The organism is Streptomyces sp. NPDC088197, assembly GCF_044741185.1.
Classification (GTDB): domain Bacteria; phylum Actinomycetota; class Actinomycetes; order Streptomycetales; family Streptomycetaceae; genus Actinacidiphila.
The window spans coordinates 348,359-368,439 of the sequence record NZ_JBIUSD010000001.1; the positions used below are offsets into that span (position 1 = coordinate 348,359).

Consider the following 20,081-nt stretch of genomic DNA (forward strand, 5'->3'; position numbering starts at 1 on the left):
ACGACGAACTGCCCGATCCGGCCGGTGCGGCCGGGTCGGGCAGTTCGCTGTGCGGTGCGGTGGAGCAGATCAGCCGTGGGGGGCGGATCAGCCGTTGTGCACGCCGTTGCCGGACAGGACCGGGATCTGGTCCAGGATGTGCGAGGCGGGCTCGTCACCCTTGATCTGGCTGCTGTTCTCGGCGCACTGCTGGTTCTGCGGGGAGGCCAGGACGTTGATGTCCTGGACCGTGACCGGCACGAGGCCCACGAGGGAGCCGACGTTGGCCTTGACCGGGACGCCGAGGCAGGGCTTGTTCAGGGTGCCCTGGACGAGGCCGATCTGCGGGCTCTGGGTGCCGCCGGTGTGGGTGTTGCCGTAGCTCTGCTCGGCGCCGTTGCCGTTCACCGTGGTCGTGCCCTGGTCGTCGCCGAGGGCCATGGCCTGCGGGGCGGCGGTGACGCCGACAGCAACAACCGAGGCGGCGAGCGCAGCGCCGGCCAGCATCTTCTTGATCATCTGAAATCCCTTTTTGGTGCTCGATTGCACGGTTCTGGAGCGATCTGATCAACCGCTCACGTGGGGTTTGGTTCCGGCGATTCACTCCGATGGCGGAGTGCTGCCGCGAGGATGGCCGAAGCCGACGCGCGGCAGGTGAGGGGAGCCGGGGCCGGGTCAGCGGCCGAGCGGGAGTCCGCCCAGCAGCGAGGCACCGGGCACCGCACCGGTCACGGTGGAGGTGGCGGCATCCTTGGTGGCGGAGGTGGCCTGGCCGAGGAGCGCGTCGGTCGAGGTCTCACCGCGCAGGCGGTCGGCGGCGGCGCTGACCGTCCGGAGCGCGGAGTCGACCTTGAGGCCGTCACTGAGCTGCTGCAGCGGCTGCTCGTTCAGGGCCTGCTCGACACCGCCGTTGATGCTGGTGGGCATCGTGGCCGCGGTGGGCATCTCGGGCGCCGTCATACCGTCGGCGAAGGCAGGCGCGGCGACGCCGACCGCCATCATCGATCCGGCCACGACTGCTGCGACCTTCGAGTACTTCATTGCCACCCTTTCAGTGCCGGTGTCTGTCGGCATGGTCAACGACCGCGGATAGCAACGGAAACGAGGAGTAAACCGGCCTCTCGACAATCACCCGAACGTGAGAGCCGCCTCGCCCAATTCTCGTATTAATTCCGTTGCCCAGGGTTACGAATACGTGCGGCGAATACGGGCCATGGAGGCCGCGTGGGCGCCCGACGCGGCGTGCGCGCCGTGGGCGGCGGCGTGCGCGACCCGCGGTCCGCGCCCGCGGCGGTAGAGCATGGCGCCGCCGAGCAGCAGCGCGGCGCTGGTCGCCCCGGCCGCCCCGAACTCGCCGCCGGCGACGCCGGTCTCGGCGAGCGACTGCTGGTCAACCCCGTCCAGGACGGCGGGGACCGCGTGGTTCGGCTCGGGAGCCGGCGGAAGCCTCCGGACGTCGACCGTCGGATCGGTGTGCACCGAACTGGTGTCGGTGCCGGTGACCGCGTGCGCGCCCGTGCCGTCGTTGTCGCAGGAATTCCCGGACACCGCATTCAGCAGCGCCAGGGGGTCCACGGTGTTTCCGCACACATTGAGCGGAACGTCGACCGGAATTTGCACCGAGTTCCCTGAGGCCACGCCCGCGGAGCCCTGGGTGCCCGACGAATGGGCGGAGGAGGGGGCGCCGGAAGCGGTGTGGTGGTGGGAATGCGATTCGTTGGAGCAGTGGTTGCCCAGCGCGGCGTTGTCGGCTCCCACGACGTTCACGCTGTTCCCGCACGCGTTCAGCGGGACGTCGACCGGTGCCTCGACGCTGTTGCCCGACAGCAGGCCGGGTGAGTTGGACGCACCGCCCTGCGCGTCGGAATCCGCGTTCGCGTACCCCCCGGTGGCCGCGAGGATGCTGCTGGCGGCGGCGACGGTGAGCAGGCTCCGGCTCAAGATGTGTCGCATCGACTTCTTTTCTCCGCTCGGTTCTTCGGCTGCGCCGAATACGTCCCGCGGCCGTCCCGTGCCCATCCCCGTAAGACGGACCGCCCCGGAGCGCGACGCACACGCTCCGGGGCGGTCCGGGATCAGAACCTGACGGCCTGACAGGACGACGTCACTTCACTTCGTCACTTGTTGACGCAGGTGTTGCCGAACGCGGGGTTCAGCAGACCGATGACGTTGACGGTGTTGCCGCACACGTTCACGGGGATGTGAATCGGCACCTGGATGCTGTTGCCGGACAGGACGCCCGGGGAGTGCGAGGTGATGCCACTGGCGTCGGAGTCGGCGAACGCGGGGGCCGCGACACCCACAGCCATGAGCGTTCCGGCAGCGACCGCCGCGACCTTCGAGTACTTCACGTTGAGCTCCCTTTCCGGAGCGGTGTCTGGCACCAGCACGTCCTTCGTACGGGCCGGACACAGGAAATCCGCGTCCGTGAACACCACTACCGACCGGGCTAACGACGGGTGCCGACCGTAAGCAACTCCCCAGCGTGCGGCGCCTTCCATCATCCACTCGAATGGCTCGGCTTTTTCCGCCCGGAGCGGAAACCCCGAGGCGGAAGGCGCGGGACGGAAGGCGCGGGGCGGAAACCCGGCGCGGAAACCCGGCGCGGAAAACGCGTACGGCCCCGGCCGTCGACGGAAAGTCGACGGCCGGGGCCGTACGGAGCCAGGGGAATGGCTCAGTGGTTGGCGGCACCGTTGCCGGACAGCACCGGGATGTTGTCCAGGATGTGCGACAGCGGCTCGTCGCCCTTGGCCTGGGTGGAGTTCTCGGTGCACTGCTGGTTCTGCGGCGACGACAGGACGTTGATGTCCTGGACGGTGACCGGCACGACGCCGACCAGCGAGCCGACGTTGCCCTTGAGCGGCAGCGCGAGGCAGGGCTTGTTGAGCGAGCCCTGGACCAGCGCGAACGACGGGCTCATGTAACCGCTGGTGTACGTGTTGCCGTAGCTCTGCTCGGAACCGTTGCCGTTGGCGGTGGTGGTTCCGTGGTCGTCACCGATGGCCATCGCGGAGGGGGCCACCGACGCAGAGACGCCCGCGATGGAGACGGCGACGGCGGCCGTGGCGAGGAACTTCTTGATCACGGTTGGTCCTTCTTGGGTGAGATTGCCCTGTACATGGGTCTACATGGGTCGCACTGACCAACCGGCTCCCAGGCGATTAGTAATGATGTTTCACCCGAATGGATAGAACCCCCGGGGGCCGGGCGCCAGGGCGTATCGGAAGGGTGACGGCGGTGACGTGGGTTGACGTCTCGTCAACACCGGTCATGTGATCGTCATAAGACATTCGTCCTGCTCGGCGGGCCGCGCGCCTTACGTGAATCGTGCGCCGAGGTCTGCGACCGTGCATTCCTGTTTCACGAGGATTACCTGACAGGCACGGGATTCGTTGACTCCACGCAGCCCGCTCGAACGCGCGGGCGCGCACATGACACGCAGCAAACCCATCGGCTTCTCCTCGGCCCCGGTCGGTCCACCGGAGACGGTCACGGAGATGGTCACGGACAGAGAGACGGCGCGCGATGCCGCAACACCAGTACGAACTCGCCGGGCTGACGGTGCTCCATGTGACCCAGCCCGTCGAGGGCGGAGTCGCCCGCGTCGTCACGGACCTGGTCCGGGCCCAGCTCGACGGCGGTACGCGCGCGGTGGTGGCCTGTCCGCCGCACGGCGCGCTCCCCGAAGCCGTCACGGCGGCCGGCGGCCACGTCGTACGGTGGCCGGCCGGCCGCTCGCCGGGGCCCGGCCTGCCGCGCGAGGTCCGTACCGTCGCCCGGCTGATCCGCGCCGTCCGCCCCGACCTGCTGCACGTCCACAGCGCCAAGGCCGGGCTCGCGGTACGACTGGCCGTACGCGGCGGCCTGCCGACCGTCTTCCAGCCGCACGCCTGGTCGTTCGACGCCGTCACGGGACCGACCGCGCGGGCCGCGCTGCGCTGGGAGCGGTACGCCGCCCGCTGGGCCGACCGGGTGCTGTGCGTCAGCGACGCGGAGCGGCGCGCGGGACAGGACGCGGGGGTACGGGGTACGTGGGCGGTCGTGCCGAACGGCGTGGATCTCACGCACTTCACGCCCACGGCGGACGTCGGTTCGGCGCGGGCCGCGCTGCCCGCGCTGTCGGACCTCGGGCCCGACACCCCGCTGGTCGTGTGCGTCGGCAGGCTCTGCACGCAGAAGGGCCAGGACGTGCTGCTCAGGGCGTGGCCCCGGGTCAGCGAGCGGCTGCCGGACGCCCGTCTCGTGCTCGTCGGCGAAGGCCCGGCGCTGCGGCCGCTGCTGCGGGACGCGCCGCCCGGTGTGCTGTTCGCCGGGAGCACCGTGGACACCGCGCCCTGGTACCGCGCGGCCGACGTCGTCGTCCTGCCGTCCCGCTGGGAGGGGATGGCGCTCGCGCCCCTGGAGGCGATGGCCTGCGGACGGCCGGTCGTCCAGACCGACGTCAGCGGCGCCCGCGAGAGCGTGCCGCCCGCCGACGCCGCCGGTTCCGTCGTCCCGGTCGAGGACGAACGCGCCCTCGCCGACGCCTTGCTGAGGCTCCTCACCGATCCGGTACGGCGCGCCGACGCCGGTCGCCGCGCGCTCGCGCACGTCCGCGAACGGCACGACGTACGAAGAACGGCTGCCGCCGTCGCCGACCTCTACCGCGACGTCCTCGCGCTGCCCCAGCCGGGCCGCCCCACCGAGAGGGTCACCTGATGACGTGGGAGAGCGCGCGCGTGCCGCCGCCCACCCCCACCGGGCGCCCCCTCCCCTCAGGAGGCCGCCCCGCCGACCGCACACCCGCACCAGGGGGCCGTACGGCCGACCGCGGAGGCGGTACGCCCGACCGCGAACCCACGTCGGGAAGCCGCGCACCCGCACCCGGGGCCCGTACGGCCGACCGCGGAGGCAGTACGCCCGACCGCGAACCCGCTTCCGGAGGCGGTACGGCCGACCGCGCGCCCGTGTCGGGAAGCCGCCCCGCCGACCACGCACCCGCACCCGGGGCCCGTACGGCCGACCGTGCACCCGCACCCGCGGCCCGTACGGCCGACCGTGCGCCCGCGAGCGGGGGCCGTGGCGAGCGCGTGCTGGGCGTCGTCGGCCAGGCTGCGGAGAACACCACGGCGACGCCCGGCCAGGGCGGTGACCGCGCCCAAGGAGGCGGGCCAGAACCGGCGCCCGCGCGCGCCGCCGACCGCAGGCTCAGCTTCGCGCTCGCCCCGGCCTCCGACACCGCGTCCAGCACGCCCCCGAGGTGGGGCGGCGACCGCAGCCTCCGCTTCACCCTCGGCCCACGCCCCGAGTCCACGACCCCCGCGACTGCCACCCGCGCCCCGGAACGCCCCCGCGCCGTCACGCGCGGCCAGGAGCCGGAAGCCGCTGCGGGCCCGGCCCCCGGGCGGGCCGTCGACCGGGGGGTCGGTGTCGCGCTGGACACGGGGCCCGGGACCGGCTCAGCCGGGCGGGGCAACGGGCAGGCGGCTGAGGCGTCCTCGGCCGGGCGGGTGCTCGGGGTGGTCGTGGGGCAGGGCGGTGACGGCGGAGGGCGGGCTCCCGTGTTGGCGTCGCGGCAGACGCCCGCGTCGGCACCGCGGCAGACGCCCGCGACGGTGTCCCGACCGCGGCACCGGGCGTTTCGGCAGCGGGTGGCGGGGCCGCTGGTGGCGGCGGACTGCGCGGCGGCGCTGATGGGCGCGTTCGCGGTGCGGGCGGATGTGGGGCCGCTGCTGCTGGCGCCGCTGCTCGGGTGCCTGGTCCCGGCGCTGCGCAGGGCGCGGCTGTACCGGCCGGGGTTCGCGCCGACGGCGTCGGACGAGGTGCCGGCGCTGGCGCTGTGCGCGACGCTGGCGTGGGGCCTGGTGGCCGTGACGGCCGCGGCGACCGCGCCCGAAAGCGCCCTCGGATGGAGCGAGTTGCTGACGGCGCTCGTGCTGACCGTGCTCGGCCAATGGGTGCTGCGCGGGGTCGTGCACGGCGCGCGGCGCCGGTACGCGCGGCTGCACCCCGGATCGACGCTGATCGTGGGCGGCGACGGGTCCGTACGCGAGGTCGCCGCCGTGCTGCACGCGCATCCCGAGTACGGGATGCACCCGGTGGGCATCGCGGCCACCGGCCAGGTGCCGGGGCAGGAGCAGGGCCCGGGGCCCGGACACGGCACCGCGCCCGACGACTTCCCCCTGCCGGTGCTGACCGGCCACGGCGACATCACGCGCGCGGTGATCCAGAACTCGGTGCGGTACGCGGTCGTCGCGGGCCCGCAGCCGCTCGACGCGCGTACGACCGCGACGGTACGGCTGCTGGCCGCGCAGGGCGCCTGCGTGTGGCAGGTCACCGCGGGTCCCGGCCCCGGCGACGGCCAGGCGGCCCCCGGCCACCTGTGGGGCTTCGCGTGCCGCCGCCTCGACCCGTATCCGCCCGCGCCGCCCGGCCGTTGGGGCAAGCGCGCCCTCGACATCGTGCTCGCCTCGGCCGCCCTGCTGGCGCTCGCGCCGGTCCTCGCGGGCTGCGGCCTCGCGGTACGGCTGACCGACGGCCCCGGTGTGCTGTTCCGGCAGGAGCGCATCGGCCTGGGCGGACGGCCGTTCACGCTCCTGAAGTTCCGTACGCTGCGGCCGGCCGACCCCGGCGAGTCCGCGACGCGCTGGAGCATCGCGCACGACCGCCGGGTGAGCCCGGTCGGCCGGCTGCTGCGGCGCACCTCGCTCGACGAGCTGCCGCAGTTCTGGAACGTGCTGCGCGGCGACATGAGCCTGGTCGGTCCGCGCCCCGAACGCCCGTACTTCGTCGAGCAGTTCAGCCAGACCCACCCCGGCTACCAGGACCGGCACCGGATGCCGGTCGGCATCACCGGGCTCGCCCAGGTGCACGGGCTGCGCGGCGACACCTCGATCGCCGACCGCGCGCGGTTCGACAACCACTACATCGACAGCTGGTCGCTCTGGCAGGACGTCAGAATCCTCGCCCGCACGGCGACTTCGCTCTTCCGGTTCGGTGGGAGCTGAATCATGGCCACGATCGCCACGCCCGCGCCCGCGCGAAACACGGCGCCCGCGCACAGAGCCGAACCCGCCCCTCGTATCCCCCCGGGCCTCGCCCGATACCGCTGGCTGGCACCGCTGTTGCCCGCCCTGGCGACCGTGCTGCTGCTCGCGGCGCCGGTCAGCACGGGCGACGTCAGCACCTCGGGCAAGGTCACCCCGGCCGACGCCGCGTCCGCCGTACTCATCCTGACCGTCGCCGTACGGCTGCTGCGCGACCGGGCACGGCCGCTGACCGCGACCGCCGCGGTGGTGCTGGGCGCGCCCGTCGTCGGCTTCGCGCTGTCCGCGATGACCTCGGTCGACCCGGCGGCCGGACTCGCCGGATTCCTGCGCTACGCCCAGGTGTTCGTCCTGGTGCCCGCCTCGCTGGTGCTGCTGCTGCGCGACCGGCGGGACTTCGCGGTGGTGGCGGGAGCCGTCGTCGCGGTCGCCCTCGTCCAGGGCGCGATCGGCGTGTGGCAGTACGCGACCGCGACCGGCGCCTCCTACATGGGCGAGGACATCAGGGCGGTCGGCACCTTCGGCCCCTCGGACATCATGGGGATGGCGACGGTCGTCGCGTACGGCCTGGTCATCGCCACCGGCTGCGCGCTCGTACCGGCCGCGGCGGGCGCGCCCCGCTGGCTGCGTCCCGCCGCGCTGGCCTGCGCGGCGGCGCTGCTCGTACCGCTGGCGGTGTCCTTCAGCCGCGGTACGTGGATCGCCACGGCCGTCACGTGCGCGGCGATGATCGTGCTGTCGGGACGGCGTCAGGCGCTGCGCGTCTTCGGCGTACTGACCGCCTCCGCCGTGCTGTTGGTCGGCGGGCTCGGCGTGGGCTCGCAGATGATCGGGCAGCGGGTCAGCAGCATCACGCAGGTCACCGCGGACCCGGACCCCTCGGTCACCGACCGGTACACGCTGTGGGCCGCCGCCGTCAGCATGTGGCGCCAGCACCCGGCGACCGGCGTCGGCCTCAAGCGCTTCCCCGACGAGCGCGACGGGCACGCCTCGCTCGCGCTGTCGTCGGGCAGCGACACGGCGGGGGCCGGGCAGCGCTTCACCCGTGAACCGCTGCTGTCGCCGCACAACATGTATCTGCTCGCGCTCAGCGAGCAGGGTCTGATCGGCTTCGCTCTCCTCGTCGGCGGCTGGGCCGCCTTCCTCACCCGCGGCACCGACCGTCTGCTGCGCGCCCGCCGCGCGGGCAACCGCGCACCGGGCGCCGCCGCGAGCGGACTGGCCGCCGTCGGGCTGCTGATCTGGCAGTGCGTCGACTTCCTCTACGCCGACATCGGCGGGCCCTCCACCGTGCTGACCGCGGTGCTGCTCGGCCTGACGGCCTGGTGGGCGCTGTCGCCCGCGGCGGACGCCGCTGCCGGTGCGGACCTCAGCGCCGACGCCACGGACGGCCGCCGCCGATGACCGCGAGTGCGGCGACCGCCGCCCACGAGGACGACGCGCCGACCGGCCGTACGCTCCGGGCCCCGGACCCGGCTCCTGGCGACGCCAACGGAAGCGGCGCCAGAAGCGGCGTCGACACCGGCGTCGAATCCGGCCCGAGCTCCGGTTCCGGTCCCGGCTCCGGCTCCGGTTCCGGTTCCGGTTCCGGGGGCGACCGGGGGTCGAAGGGGCTCGCGCGGGCCGCCCTGGTCACCGCCGTGCTGTCGGTGGCCGGTTCCGTGCTGGGGCTGGTGCGCGACCAAGCCATCGCCCACCTCTTCGGAGCCGGGGCGGCCAGCGACGCGTTCCTCGTGTCGTGGACGGTCCCGGAGCTGGCGGCGACCGTCCTGATCGAGGACGCGATGGCGCTGCTGCTCGTACCGGCCTTCGCCGCCGCCCTCAGCAGGCGGGCGGACGGAAGGGCGGCCGACGGCCGGGCGGCGCGGACGGGCGATCCCGTACGGGCCCTGCTGGCCGCCACTTTGCCGCGGCTGACGCTGCTGCTGGCCGCCGTCGGAGCCGCCATCGCGGTGGCCGCGCCCCTCGTGGTCGACGTGCTCGCGCCCGGACTGACCGACCACCGCCTCGCGGTGGACTGCACGCGGCTGACCGCCGTGACGGTCTTCACCTTCGGCCTCGCCGGGTACCTGAGCGCCGCGCTGCGCGCCCACCGCCGCTTCCTGCCGCCCGCCGCGATCTACGTGGCGTACAACGTCGGCATCATCGGCACGCTGTTCGCGCTGCACGCCCGCTGGGGTGCGCGGGCCGCAGCGGCCGGTGTCGCGGTCGGCGGCCTGCTGATGGTGCTCATCCAACTGCCGGCGTTTCTGGCCGAGTTGCGCACCGGGCGGCAGACCGTACCGGCGAAGACCGCGGTCATTCCCGAACAGCCGCAACGCGAGGGGCAGTTGAGGAACGCGGGCCGGTCCGGGCCCGAAGCGCTCTCCCTGGCACGCGAATCCGCCCCGGCAGGCGGCCGAGCGAGCGCCGGAGCCCGGTCCCACCGGGCCCCGCGCGTCCGGACCGGCACCCAACTCCCCACGCGGCCCAAGGCGTCCCGGCTCGGCCTCGCCCTGGTCGCGCCCGTCATCTTCTTCACCGTCAGCCGCCAGGCCCAGGTGCTGATCGAGCGGTTCTTCGCCGCGCCCCTGCCGTCGGGCGCGATCTCGCACCTCAACTACGCGCAGAAAGTGGCGCAGATGCCGATGGTGCTGTCGGTGATGATCTGCACGGTCACCTTCCCCGTCGTCTCGCAGGCGCTCGCCCGCGGCGACCGGGAGCGGGCCAGACGGCAGGTGCAGCGCGACCTGACGGTGGTGTGCGTCGTGGTGCTGCTCGGCACCGCCTTCATCATCGGCTGCGCCCCGCAGATCATCCAGGTGCTCTTCCAGCGCGGCGCGTTCGACGCCTCCGACACCGCGGCGACGGCCGCCGTGATGCGGGTGTACGCGCTCGGGCTGCTCGGCCAGAGCCTGGTGGGCGCGCTCATCAGGCCGTACTTCTCGGCCGCCCGGCCGACCTGGTACCCGGCCGCCGCCATGTCCGCGGGCCTGCTCGTCACGATCGGCGCCGACGCGGCGACGGTCGGCGCGTGGGGCGCGTACGGCATCGCGGCGGGCAACGCCGCCGGGATCACCGTGACGGCCGGACTGCTGGTCCGCGGCCTCGCGGCGCATACCATCGCGATCGGCGCACGCCAACTCCTCACCGGCGTAGGCCGGATCACGCTTGCCGCGGCGGTGGCCACCGTCGCCGGCTGGGGCCTCGGATCCCTGATCCCCGATCCGCTGGCCGCGACGGCGGTGTGCTGCATCGCCGTGCCCGTCACCTTCGCCGCGGCGGCCGCCGCGGTGCGGGTGCCGGAGGTTCCGCACCTGCTCGCCACAGCGAAACGAAGGCTGTCCCATGCCTAGTTCGAACGCCATGCCCGGCTCCGCGCCGGAATCCGTCCTCCGATTCGTACGCAGGCCGTCCCCCGGCCCGGCCCCCGAATCCGCGCCCGTGTCCCCCAGCGGACCGGCCTCGGTACGCACCAGCGCGCGGACGACCGCGTTCCGCCCGTCGCCCGTGCGCGTCTCCGGCGCCCGCTCCGGCTCAGGACCCGTCCCAGGTCCCCGGCCCGACAGCGCCGCCGACCGGGCCCGCGCGCACAGCGCCGCGCGCAGCCGCAGGCGGCAGGCCGCGCTGCCGTGGACGCTGATGTACCACTCGGTGGGCGACTGCCGGGACGACCCGTATCTGGTGACCGTCTCGCCCGAACGGCTCGGCCGCCAACTGGAGTGGCTGCGCCGCAGGGGCCTGACCGGCGTCGGCGTCGGCGAGTTGATGCGCGCCCACGCGGCCGGACGCGCGAGCCGCATGGTCGGGCTGACCTTCGACGACGGCTACGCCGACTTCCTGGAGTACGCCGTCCCGCTGCTGCTCCGGTACGGCCACACCGCGACGGTCTTCGTGCTGCCCGGCAGGCTCGGCGGCGTCAACGCCTGGGACGAACAGGGCCCGCGCAAGCCGCTGTTGACCGCCGACGGCATCCGCGCGGCGGCGGCGGCCGGGATGGAGGTCGGCTCGCACGGCCTGCTGCACCTGGACCTCACCGCGGTCGACGAGGACGAGCTGACCGTCGAACTCACCGAGAGCCGCGAGCTGTTGCGGGAGATCACCGGCCACGAGCCCGACGGCTTCTGCTACCCGTACGGCGCGACCGACGCCCGCACGGTGGCCGCCGCCCGCAGCGCCGGTTACCGCTACGCGTGCTCGGTCGACCCCGGCCCGCTCGCCGGGACGTTCGCGCTGCCGCGCGCGTACGTCGGCCAACGGGACGCGGCGGGACGGCTGAACGCCAAGCGGCTGCTGCACAAGCTGCGGACGGCGACGGCCGCCGGAGGGCCGCCCGCCGCGCCCGCGCCGACGCCCGTGCCGGGAGACGGGATCAGCGTCCTGCCCGGCGTTCGGGACGGCGGGCAGACCAGCGGGCGGGACGGCGTGCGGGACGGCGGCCAGTCCGGCGTTCGGGACGGCGCGCGGTCCGGCCCGGGGTCCGGCCGGGGGACGGCCGCTCCGGAGGAGCCCAGGTGAAGGTCCTGCACGTCATCACCGGTCTGGGCATCGGCGGCGCGGAGCAGCAACTGCGGCTGCTCGTACGCCACCTGCCCGCCTCCTGCGAGAGCGAGGTGATCACCCTCACCAACCCCGGCCCGGTCGCGGACGCGCTGCGCGCCGACGGCGTACGCGTCACGCACCTGGGCATGACCGGCAACCGCGACCTGTCCGCGCTGCCCCGGCTCACCCGGCAGATCAGGGCGGGCCGGTACGACGTCGTGCACACCCACCTCTACCGCGCGTGCGTCTACGGCCGCCTCGCCGCACGGCTGGCCGGGGTGCGTACGGTCGTGGCCACCGAGCACTCGCTCGGCGACTCCCAGATCGAGGGCCGCCCGCTCACCCGTGGCACCCGCGCGCTGTACCGGGCCACCGAACGGCTGGGCGTGGCCACCGTCGCCGTCTCCGCGACGGTCGCGCGCAGGCTGCGCGAGTGGGGCGTGCCCGACCCCCGTATCCACCTGGTGCCCAACGGCATCGACCCGGCCCGCTTCCGTTTCGACCCGGCGGTACGCGCCGCCGCGCGGGCCCAACTCGGCTTGCCCGAGCGGGCGTTCGTTGTCGGCGGGGTCGGCAGGCTCGTACCGGGCAAGAACTTCGACACCGTCATCCGCGCGCTGGCCGGTGTCCCGGACGCCCATCTCCTCGTCGCGGGCACCGGGCCCGAGCACGACGCCCTGCTGCGGCTGGCCCGTTCGACCGGCGTCGCGCCGCGCGTGCATCTGGTGGGCGCGGCGGGCGGGGACGACGGCAGCGGTGTCATGCCCGACATGCCCGCGCTGCTGGCCGCGATGGACGTCTTCGTGTCCGCGTCGCGCGAGGAGTCCTTCGGGCTCGCCATGGTCGAGGCGCTGGCGGCCGGGCTGCCGGTGCTGCACACCGCGTGCCCCGCGATCGAGGACCTGCCGCCGGACAGCGCGCCCGGCGCCCGCCGGATCGGCACCGGCCCGCGGGACCTCGTCTCCGCGCTCCACGCCCAACAGGGCGCGGGCGTACGGCGGTTGCCGGTGCCCGCCGCCGTCGACAGCTACCACATCGCCCACACCGCCGACCGCGTGATGCGGCTGTACGCAACGGCAACCACATCCGCATCCGCATCCGCCACCGGCGTGGGGCCGGGACAGAAGAAATGAGACCGCTCATGCAGGACACCGCAGTGCAGGAGAAGGCCGCGATCCGCGACGAGGGCCGCGCCCCCGCGGGCAGGCAGGGGCGCGGGCGCCGCGCTTCGTGGCGGACGCCGCCGCGCTGGCTGCCGCTGCCCCTGTGCCTGGGCATCGGCCTCGCGGGCGGCCTCGGTTACGGCCTGACGGCGGCCCCGCAGTACGCCGCCACCAGCTACGTCATCGTGGTGCCGCAGCACGGCGACGCGACGACCACCACCGGTTTCGCGCAGGCGTACGGGCGGGTCGTCACCGGTTCCGCGGTGCTCGCGGGAGCGCAGGCCGCGTCCGGGATGGCGGTGGACGACCTCAAGGGCAGCGTGCAGGCCGCGACCTCGCCCGACGCGCCGATGATCTCGATCACGGGGACGGCCCGGCGCGGGGCGACCGCCGCGAAGGTCGCCAACGCCGTGGCCGATTCGCTGGCCGCGACCGGCAACCGCAACGCCGGCAGCACCGGCGTCCGCCTGCTGGTCTTCTCCCCCGCCACCGCCCCGACCTCCCCCTCCTCGCCCTCCACCGCCCTGTCCGCGGCGGTCGGCGCGAGCGCGGGCGGCCTCCTCGGCGCCCTCTTCCTCCTGGTCCGCCCCCGCTCCCGCCGCGAACCCGCCTACGGCGCCTCCCTCCCGGCCCCCACCCCGGGCCACGCCCCGACAGCGATCCCCAGGGAATCCGTATGACCACCCCCGCCGCCCACCCCCGGCCCACGCCCGAGACCCCCCCGAAGACCCCGCCCACCTCCGGGCCTGCGACGACCCCGATGGCTGCGCCCGCGCCAGCGCAGGCACCGCAAGCGACCACCGGCAGCACGGGCGGCACCGCGGCCGGACGCGTATCCGAGCCACGCACTGCCCCCGGCGCCGACATCGGCGCACCGGACGGGCGCGGAACCTCGCCCGCGTCGGCGCGGGCACGGCGGGCAGTCGCCGATCGCGCGGACCGGGGCGGGGCTCCGGACGGGGACGGGGGCGGGCTCAGGGTGGAGGTGTGCCGGGACGGCGAGGCGTTCGGGGGGATGGCCGCGCAGTGGGGGCGGTTGTACGGGCGGTGCGGGGCGGCGACGCCGTTCCAGAGTCACGCGTGGCTGTATTCGTGGTGGCTGTCGTACGGCAGGCGCGGGCGGCTGCGGGTCGTGGTGGTGCGGCGGGGCGAGGAGCTGGTCGCGGCGGCGCCGTTGATGGTGACGTACCGGCCGGTGCCGGTGCTGGTGGCGCTCGGCGGGGCGATCACGGACTACGCGGACGTGCTGGTGGACGACGCGGATCCGGCGTACGCGGCGGCGTTGACCGGGGCGCTGCGGCGGTTGGCGCGGACGGCGGTGATCGACCTGCGCGAGGTACGGCCGGGCGCGGCGGCCGAGCGGGTGTACGGCGCGTGGCGCGGCCCGCGCAAGGACCTGGAGGACTCGGTCTGCCTGGAGCTGCCTGGCCTGCCGATGGACGGCCTGATCGCGAGGGTCGGCAGCTCGCGCGGCCAGCGCATCCGCTCGCAGTTGCGCAAGCTGGACGCGGCGGGCGTCGAGGAACGCCCGGTGCCCGCGCACGAGGTGGCGCCCGCCGTCGAGACGATGCTGCGGCTGCACCTGCTCCAGTGGCAGGGCCGAGGGGTCACCCCCGAGCACGTACGCCCGCGCTTCGCCGAGCACCTGACCCGCGCCGCGCGGCTGATGGTGGCGAACGGCGACGCGGCGGTCACCGAGTTCAGCCTCGGAGGCGAGGTGGTGGCCGCGAATCTCACCGTGCTCTGCCCGAGCCTGGCGGGCGGCTACCTCTACGGCGCGCACCCGGACCTGCGCACCACCAAGGTCGACGTCACGACGCTGCTGATGCGGCACGGCGTCCGGCAGACCCAGGACGGCGGCCGGGCCGCCCTCAGCCTGCTGCGCGGCGCGGAGCCGCACAAATTCCACTGGCGCCCCGACCACCTCGCCAACCGCCGCCTACTGCTGACCACCCGCCCGCTGGCCGTCGTCCTCCACAGCCGCGTCGCCCTGGCCGCCGCCCGCACGCGCCTGGCCGCGACCGCCAAGCGCCGCCTGCCGGTGCTGCGCGCCTGGCGGGCCGGGCTGAACGACCGGCTCGCCAGGCGCGGCGGCAACGCTCAGGGCGCGTAAGCCGCCCTGCGGCTAGCCGGCCGGTGGCGTCGGGCTCGTCGCGGGCGCGGCCTCCTGCACCGACTCCGGCTTCACGGCGGACGTGGCCGTCGGCGGCAACGTGGGTGTCGGTGTCGTCGGCACGGCCGGAGTCGGCGCCTCAGGCGTCGGCGACTCGGACGTCGGCGCGGTCGGCGTCGGCGAACCAGGCGTCGGCGAACCGAGTGTCGACGCGCTCGGCGTCGGCGTCACCGTCTGCTCCCCCGGCGCCTTCGGTTGCAGCTTGATGCAGACCTGACCGCTGGCGTACTGCTTCTGCATCTCCTCGCTGAGCTGGAGCGGCAGGCACGCCTCCACCACGGGCGGCAGCGGCGAGGGCCCGGCCTGCGGCACCGGCGTCGGGCCCGGCGTGACGGCCGGAAGCAGAGTCGGTACGGCCACGGGTGTGAGCGCCGGGGTCGGCGTCACGGGCGGCAGCACGCTGGGCGTCGGGCTCGCGCTCGGGCTGACCGCCGGGCTCGGCGACAGGTCGGGGGACGGCGACACCGAGGGCGTCGTCGGCGCGGTCGGAGTCGGGCTCGGCGACAGCGACGGCTCCGGGGTGAGCGTGCCGCTCGGCGTCGGCGTCACCGTGGGCGTGTCCGTAGGCGTCGGGGTCTCGGTCGGCGTCGCGGACGGGCTGACCGAGGGGGTCGGCGTATCCGTAGGCGTGCCCGAAGGCGTATCCGTGGGCGTCGGCGTCACCGTAGGCGTATCCGTGGGCGTCGGCGTGACGGTCGGCGTGTCCGTGGGAGTCGGAGTCTCCGTCGGCGTCGGCGTCTCCGAAGGCGTCGGCGTCTCCGAAGGCGCAGGCGTCTCCGAAGGCGCAGGCGCCGGCTTCAGGTCGAACAGCGCGTTGCGATACACCTTCGAGGACTTCGGGTTCTCCGTGCACTGCCACACGCCGTGCGGGCAGTAGTCGGTGATGGTCTGGTACACCGGCTGGTGGTCGTTGATCCACTGGAGCATCTGCCGCATGTAGTCGGGGTTGTCGCCGTTCCTGAACAGGCCCCACTCCGGGTACGAGATCTCCTTGCCGTGCAGGTCGGCGAAGTCGACCTGCGCCTGGAGCCCGTACGCCTCGTTGACCTGGTCGTAGAAGGTCTCGCCGGGCGGCTGGTCGTAGGAGTCCATGCCGACGATGTCGACGGTCGCGTCACCGGGGTAGCACTCGGTCCAGCCGATGGCGTCCTGGCCGCGGTTGGGCGTGAAGTCGAAGCGGAAGCGCTGGCCGGGGACGGCGCGCATGGCCTTGACGATCCGGTTCCAGTACGTCTTCCAGCCGGACGGGTCGGGCCCGCAGCGGTGGGTGTACGTGGTGCCGTTCATCTCCCAGCCGAGGACGATCACGGTGTCGGGCACGCCGAGGTCGACCAGCCGGTGGGCGAGCCGGGTGAAGTGGCCGTCGAAGTCGCCGCGCGCGCCCTCCTGGATCAGTTCGCGTACGTCGCGGTCGGGGACGCGGTCCTCGTTGTGCTCCTGCATCGGCACGTTGAGGACGAAGAGCCGGTCGGGCTTCGCGCGTTTCCAGGCGGCCCACGGCTGGAGCAGCCCGCCGCTGCCCTCGATGCCGGACCAGTCGTCACCGGGCAGATACGTATGGCCGACCGTCGCCTCCGTACCGCCGAGCCAGGATTCCAGGGCGCCGATCCGTGCTACGCCCTCGGCGCCGGAGTCGGTGAAGGCACCCATGGGGGCGTACGAGGCGCGCGGCGGGGGCGTGGGCGTGGACCCGGAAGCACCGGCGGGACCGTTCGAGCCGTCAGGGCCGTCAGGGCCGTCAGGGCCGTTCGATCCGCTGGCGCCGCTCGACCCGTTGACGCCGTCCGGGCCGCCCGGTCCCGTGGCGCCCTCCGCGCCGACGGCACCGGCGAGCGCGGTGACCAGGCGGCGGCCCGCGCCCGGCGGGTCACCCGCGATGCCGGACAGTCCTGACACGATCAAGGCGGCCGACACGAACCCGACGCCCGCACCCGTCAGCCACTGGCGTCGGTTGGCCATGGTCACTCCTCGTTCGCTGTCCGCTGTGCGTGGTGCGTGGTGCGGTGACCGCCGTGCGACCGCACGGAAATCGGACTCCTAACGATCAGTCATAACGTATGAGTAATAAGCGCGCCCCCTGACGTAGACCAAAAGCGGTTCCCACGACAGTTCCTACCCGGCCTCAAACAACCTGGCGGTCCGTCAATACCGGCACCGGGCCGATCGCGATATCACTCGGGCGGATGAAATTCCTTGCATCGCCCACCGATTATCCGGGTGACTCACCCCTACGGCGGCATGATGAGCCGCGGAAACGGCCGGAGGAGAGGAGTGTGTCGGACATGAGCGAAGCCATCGAGAACGGCAGCGGAAAACACTCACGACCCCGGGTGGCGACGCGACGGCGGTTGATCAGGCGCGGCATCACGACCGTGGCCGCCGTATCGGGGACCACCGCGGCGCTGCGTCCGATGCTGGCCGCGAGGCAGTCGGACACCGCGGTCGCCGAGCCCGCCGCCGGGTACGACAGCGCCGCCGCCGGGTACGAGCCCGCTCCCGTGCCGGGCGCGGGGGCCGCCCTCTTCGACGAGGTCTACCGCGGGCGCCGCATCCAGGGATTCAGCTCCGCGCGGGACAGCGGCGTCGACATCCGGATCGACGGGCGCCCGCTGCACGTGATGCGGCGCGTGGACGGCAGCTTCATCAGCATGGCCAACCACTACCAGCCCTTCCCCACCGCCCTCGGCACGGCCCGCGGCGCGGTCGACGTGCTCGGCCGCGCCCAGCTGTCCACGACCGCGGAGCACCACCACTGAGCGCCGTCCACGGGCGCCCGCACTGAGCGCCACCACTGAGCGCGGCACCACGCGCCACCACTGACGGCTGAGCGCCGTACGACCGCCGAGGGGTCAGTTCCTGTGTACACGCGAATGAATCAGCGGCATCTGACCAGCAGCCAACGCTCCCGGTTCGTCGAGGCCGTGCTGGAGCTCAAGCGTGTGGGCGGCTACGACAAGTACGTCATCACGCACGGCAAGTACTTCGCCGCCGACGGCGAGAGCGGGCTGCGGGTCGCCCACATGGCGCCGACCTTCTTCCCCTGGCACCGCCGGTTCCTGCTCCAGTTCGAGGCGGATCTCCAGATGTTCGACCCGGGCGTCACCATCCCGTACTGGGACTGGACGTACGACAACGCGCAGAGCTCTTCTCTGTGGGGCCCGGACTTCATGGGCGGCAACGGCCGCGACAGCGACGGCCAGGTGATGACGGGCCCGTTCGCGTACCAGACCGGCGACTGGCCGATCAATTACGGGGTCACGCAGGAGAAGTACCTGACCCGCAACATGGGGCGGCCCGACCGGCCGATCGTGCTGCCGACGAAGGCGGAGCTGGACAACGCGCTCGCGATGCCGGTCTACGACGTCGCGCCGTGGAACTCCGCCCCGTCCACCAAGGGCTTCAGGAACAAGATCGAGGGCTGGACGGTCAGCGACACCAAGGGCGGCTACCTGCACAACCGGGTCCACCAGTGGGTCGGCGGCCACATGATCGGCGGCACCTCGCCGAACGACCCGGTGTTCTGGATGCACCACGCCTTCCTCGACCTGGTGTGGATCCGCTGGCAGCGGCTGCACCCGAAGTCCGCGTACCTGCCGTCCATGCCGCTGTCGGCCAAGGACCCCGAGCACGGCCGCGTGATCAGCAGCAACGAGCTGATGCCGCCGTGGAACGAGAAGCCGTCGGACTACTTCGACCACCGCTCGTTCTACCGCTACGAGGAGAGCTGACGCGCTCGCGCCGCGGGTGACGGGCCGAGGGTGACGGGCCGCGGGTGACAGGCGGAGGGAAACGCGCCGAGGGTGACGGGCCGAGGGAAAAGAAAACGGCCTCCCGCACACAAGGTGACGGGAGGCCGCGGTGGCGCGGAATTACCACTCGCCGCCGTCGTGCCCGGAGACGTTGGCGCACTGGTTGCCGAACGCCGGGTTCAGCAGGCCGATGACGTCGACGGTGTTACCGCAGACGTTGACCGGGACGTGCACGGGCACCTGGATGAGGTTGCCGGACAGCACACCCGGCGAACCGACAGCGGCACCCTGCGCGCCGGAGTCGGCAACAGCCATACCGGCGCCGGCGGCCAGAACGGCACCCGCCGCGGCGGTGACGGCCGCCGCCTTTGCGATACGCGACATCAAGATCTCCCTGAGACGAAACCCAACCGCAAATACCTGCGGCGTTGACGCTGTGCGCAACGGGGGGAGATCACGAATAGTCACGCATGTTGGGCTGAATCGGTGACGGCGTATCAAAATAGGCCGAAGGGGTGAGCGCGGTTCGCGCTCACCCCTTCGGGTGTCACATCCGGCCGGAGCACGGCTCGAAGCGCCGCTCAGGAACCCTGTGAACCACGGCTCCGGCTACGCCCGGCGCTCGGTCAGAGCGGCAGGCCGGGGGCCGAAGGGAGGCCGCCGGGCAGCGACGGGAGGGCGGGCAGACCGGGCAGGTTCGGCGCCGGCAGGCCACCGCCGAGGACGGTGGCGACGACGACGTTGACCAGGCCGGTGACGACGGCCGTGGCGGCGGTCAGCAGCCCCGCCGGGTCACCGGCCGTGGACGCCTTGACCAGGTTGTCGACGGCCGTCTGGAGCGCGGTGAGGGCGTCGGCCTTCAGGTCCCGCGTGGCGGACGGCTTCGCCGACGGCTGCGTGGCGACCTTGCCCGAGGGGCTGCCGAGGCTCGGCACCGCGGGGGCGGCGGGAGCGGCGGGACGAGCCGGCGCGGCAGGAGCCGCGGGAGCCGCAGGGGCAGCGGGAGCCGCAGGGGCAGCGGGAGCGGCGGGGACGGCCGGCGCGGCGGCCTTCGCCGCGTCGATCGCCGACTTGGCCCCGGCGGCGTCGGCGGTGATGGTCTCGGGCTTGACGGTGCCGGGCTTGGCGAGCACGTCCTGGACCAGTTTCGTGACCGGGGTGAGCACGCCTGCCACGTCTCCCAGTGACTTGGCCTGCGCGAGCAGCGCGGTCGCGTCCGGCGCGGCCGGTGCCGTCACGGTGCCCGCGGGCTTGGTGTCTGCGGGAGTGGCGGCAGCGGCGGTCGTCGTGAGCGCGCCGCCGGCGATGGTGGCGACGAGCGCGGAGGCGACGACCACGCCGGTGATCCGGTGGGTACGCATGGAAAACAGTTCCCTTCGGTGGTGAACAGCTACGCCACCACCGTGAAAAGCAGACGGTATTACCGCAACTGCTGAGAATGGCCGCCGCCCACCAGGGTGGCGGCGCG

At 73.6% G+C, this 20,081-nt stretch carries 17 protein-coding genes and 1 pseudogene; 10 read left to right on the forward strand and 8 right to left on the reverse strand.

What is annotated here, in order from left to right; all coding sequences use genetic code 11:
- Positions 1-87: 87 nt before the first annotated feature.
- The 5 genes from ACIOC1_RS01570 to ACIOC1_RS01590 form a co-directional block, all read right to left on the reverse strand.
- Complete coding sequence (locus tag ACIOC1_RS01570; RefSeq protein ID WP_355336497.1) at positions 88-498, reverse strand: rodlin; 411 nt, start codon at positions 496-498, stop codon at positions 88-90.
- 156 nt (positions 499-654) lie between these two features.
- On the reverse strand, positions 655-1,020 hold the full coding sequence (locus tag ACIOC1_RS01575) for a hypothetical protein (RefSeq protein ID WP_355336498.1): 366 nt from the start codon (positions 1,018-1,020) through the stop codon (positions 655-657).
- Positions 1,021-1,164: 144 nt separating this feature from the next.
- Complete coding sequence (locus ACIOC1_RS01580; protein WP_391159056.1) at positions 1,165-1,932, reverse strand: chaplin family protein; 768 nt, start codon at positions 1,930-1,932, stop codon at positions 1,165-1,167.
- A gap of 164 nt (positions 1,933-2,096) precedes the next feature.
- Complete coding sequence (locus ACIOC1_RS01585) at positions 2,097-2,330, reverse strand: chaplin (protein ID WP_355336751.1); 234 nt, start codon at positions 2,328-2,330, stop codon at positions 2,097-2,099.
- Positions 2,331-2,656: 326 nt separating this feature from the next.
- Positions 2,657-3,067: a rodlin gene (locus ACIOC1_RS01590; RefSeq protein ID WP_355336500.1), complete on the reverse strand. Its 411-nt coding sequence runs from the start codon at positions 3,065-3,067 to the stop codon at positions 2,657-2,659.
- Between the two features lie 440 nt (positions 3,068-3,507).
- Between ACIOC1_RS01590 and ACIOC1_RS01595 the strand changes: the two genes are divergently transcribed.
- The 8 genes and pseudogenes from ACIOC1_RS01595 to ACIOC1_RS01630 all read left to right on the forward strand — a co-directional run bounded on the left by ACIOC1_RS01595 (position 3,508) and on the right by ACIOC1_RS01630 (position 14,804).
- On the forward strand, positions 3,508-4,680 hold the full coding sequence (locus ACIOC1_RS01595; protein WP_401851084.1) for a glycosyltransferase: 1,173 nt from the start codon (positions 3,508-3,510) through the stop codon (positions 4,678-4,680).
- A gap of 371 nt (positions 4,681-5,051) precedes the next feature.
- Complete coding sequence (locus ACIOC1_RS01600; RefSeq protein ID WP_401851086.1) at positions 5,052-6,968, forward strand: exopolysaccharide biosynthesis polyprenyl glycosylphosphotransferase; 1,917 nt, start codon at positions 5,052-5,054, stop codon at positions 6,966-6,968.
- A gap of 3 nt (positions 6,969-6,971) precedes the next feature.
- Positions 6,972-8,411, forward strand: a complete 1,440-nt coding sequence (locus ACIOC1_RS01605; RefSeq protein WP_401851088.1) for an O-antigen ligase family protein — start codon at positions 6,972-6,974, stop codon at positions 8,409-8,411.
- Complete coding sequence (gene murJ / locus ACIOC1_RS01610; protein WP_401851091.1) at positions 8,408-10,342, forward strand: murein biosynthesis integral membrane protein MurJ; 1,935 nt, start codon at positions 8,408-8,410, stop codon at positions 10,340-10,342. Before ACIOC1_RS01605 ends, murJ begins: the two co-directional genes overlap by 4 nt.
- A 286-nt stretch (positions 10,343-10,628) precedes the next feature.
- Positions 10,629-11,312: pseudogene (locus ACIOC1_RS01615) on the forward strand (polysaccharide deacetylase family protein); the annotation flags it as partial.
- Between the two features lie 188 nt (positions 11,313-11,500).
- Positions 11,501-12,661: a glycosyltransferase gene (locus tag ACIOC1_RS01620; protein ID WP_401851093.1), complete on the forward strand. Its 1,161-nt coding sequence runs from the start codon at positions 11,501-11,503 to the stop codon at positions 12,659-12,661.
- Positions 12,662-12,669: 8 nt separating this feature from the next.
- Positions 12,670-13,371: a lipopolysaccharide biosynthesis protein gene (locus ACIOC1_RS01625; RefSeq protein ID WP_355336506.1), complete on the forward strand. Its 702-nt coding sequence runs from the start codon at positions 12,670-12,672 to the stop codon at positions 13,369-13,371.
- A gap of 335 nt (positions 13,372-13,706) precedes the next feature.
- Entirely contained in the window at positions 13,707-14,804 is a 1,098-nt protein-coding gene (locus ACIOC1_RS01630; protein ID WP_401851095.1) for a GNAT family N-acetyltransferase, read from the forward strand.
- Between the two features lie 12 nt (positions 14,805-14,816).
- Here ACIOC1_RS01630 and ACIOC1_RS01635 read toward each other — a convergent pair whose 3' ends face one another.
- A complete protein-coding gene (locus tag ACIOC1_RS01635; RefSeq protein WP_401851097.1) occupies positions 14,817-16,823 on the reverse strand; it encodes a glycosyl hydrolase in 2,007 nt (668 codons plus the stop codon).
- Between the two features lie 323 nt (positions 16,824-17,146).
- Between ACIOC1_RS01635 and ACIOC1_RS01640 the strand changes: the two genes are divergently transcribed.
- Positions 17,147-17,620 (forward strand): tyrosinase family oxidase copper chaperone, encoded by a 474-nt coding sequence (locus ACIOC1_RS01640; protein ID WP_355336508.1) that lies wholly within the window; start codon positions 17,147-17,149, stop codon positions 17,618-17,620.
- A gap of 102 nt (positions 17,621-17,722) precedes the next feature.
- The gene (locus ACIOC1_RS01645) at positions 17,723-18,592 is read left to right on the forward strand and encodes a tyrosinase family protein (protein ID WP_355336509.1); all 870 of its coding nucleotides are present in this window, start codon (positions 17,723-17,725) and stop codon (positions 18,590-18,592) included.
- 141 nt (positions 18,593-18,733) lie between these two features.
- Here the strand turns inward: ACIOC1_RS01645 and ACIOC1_RS01650 are convergent, their stop codons facing one another.
- Together ACIOC1_RS01650 and ACIOC1_RS01655 are read right to left on the reverse strand one after the other, a co-directional pair.
- Positions 18,734-18,997, reverse strand: a complete 264-nt coding sequence (locus tag ACIOC1_RS01650) for a chaplin (RefSeq protein WP_188284466.1) — start codon at positions 18,995-18,997, stop codon at positions 18,734-18,736.
- A 242-nt stretch (positions 18,998-19,239) separates the two neighbouring features.
- Positions 19,240-19,974, reverse strand: coding sequence for a hypothetical protein (locus ACIOC1_RS01655; protein WP_401851099.1), 735 nt, complete (start codon positions 19,972-19,974; stop codon positions 19,240-19,242).
- Between the last annotated feature and the right edge of the window lie 107 nt (positions 19,975-20,081).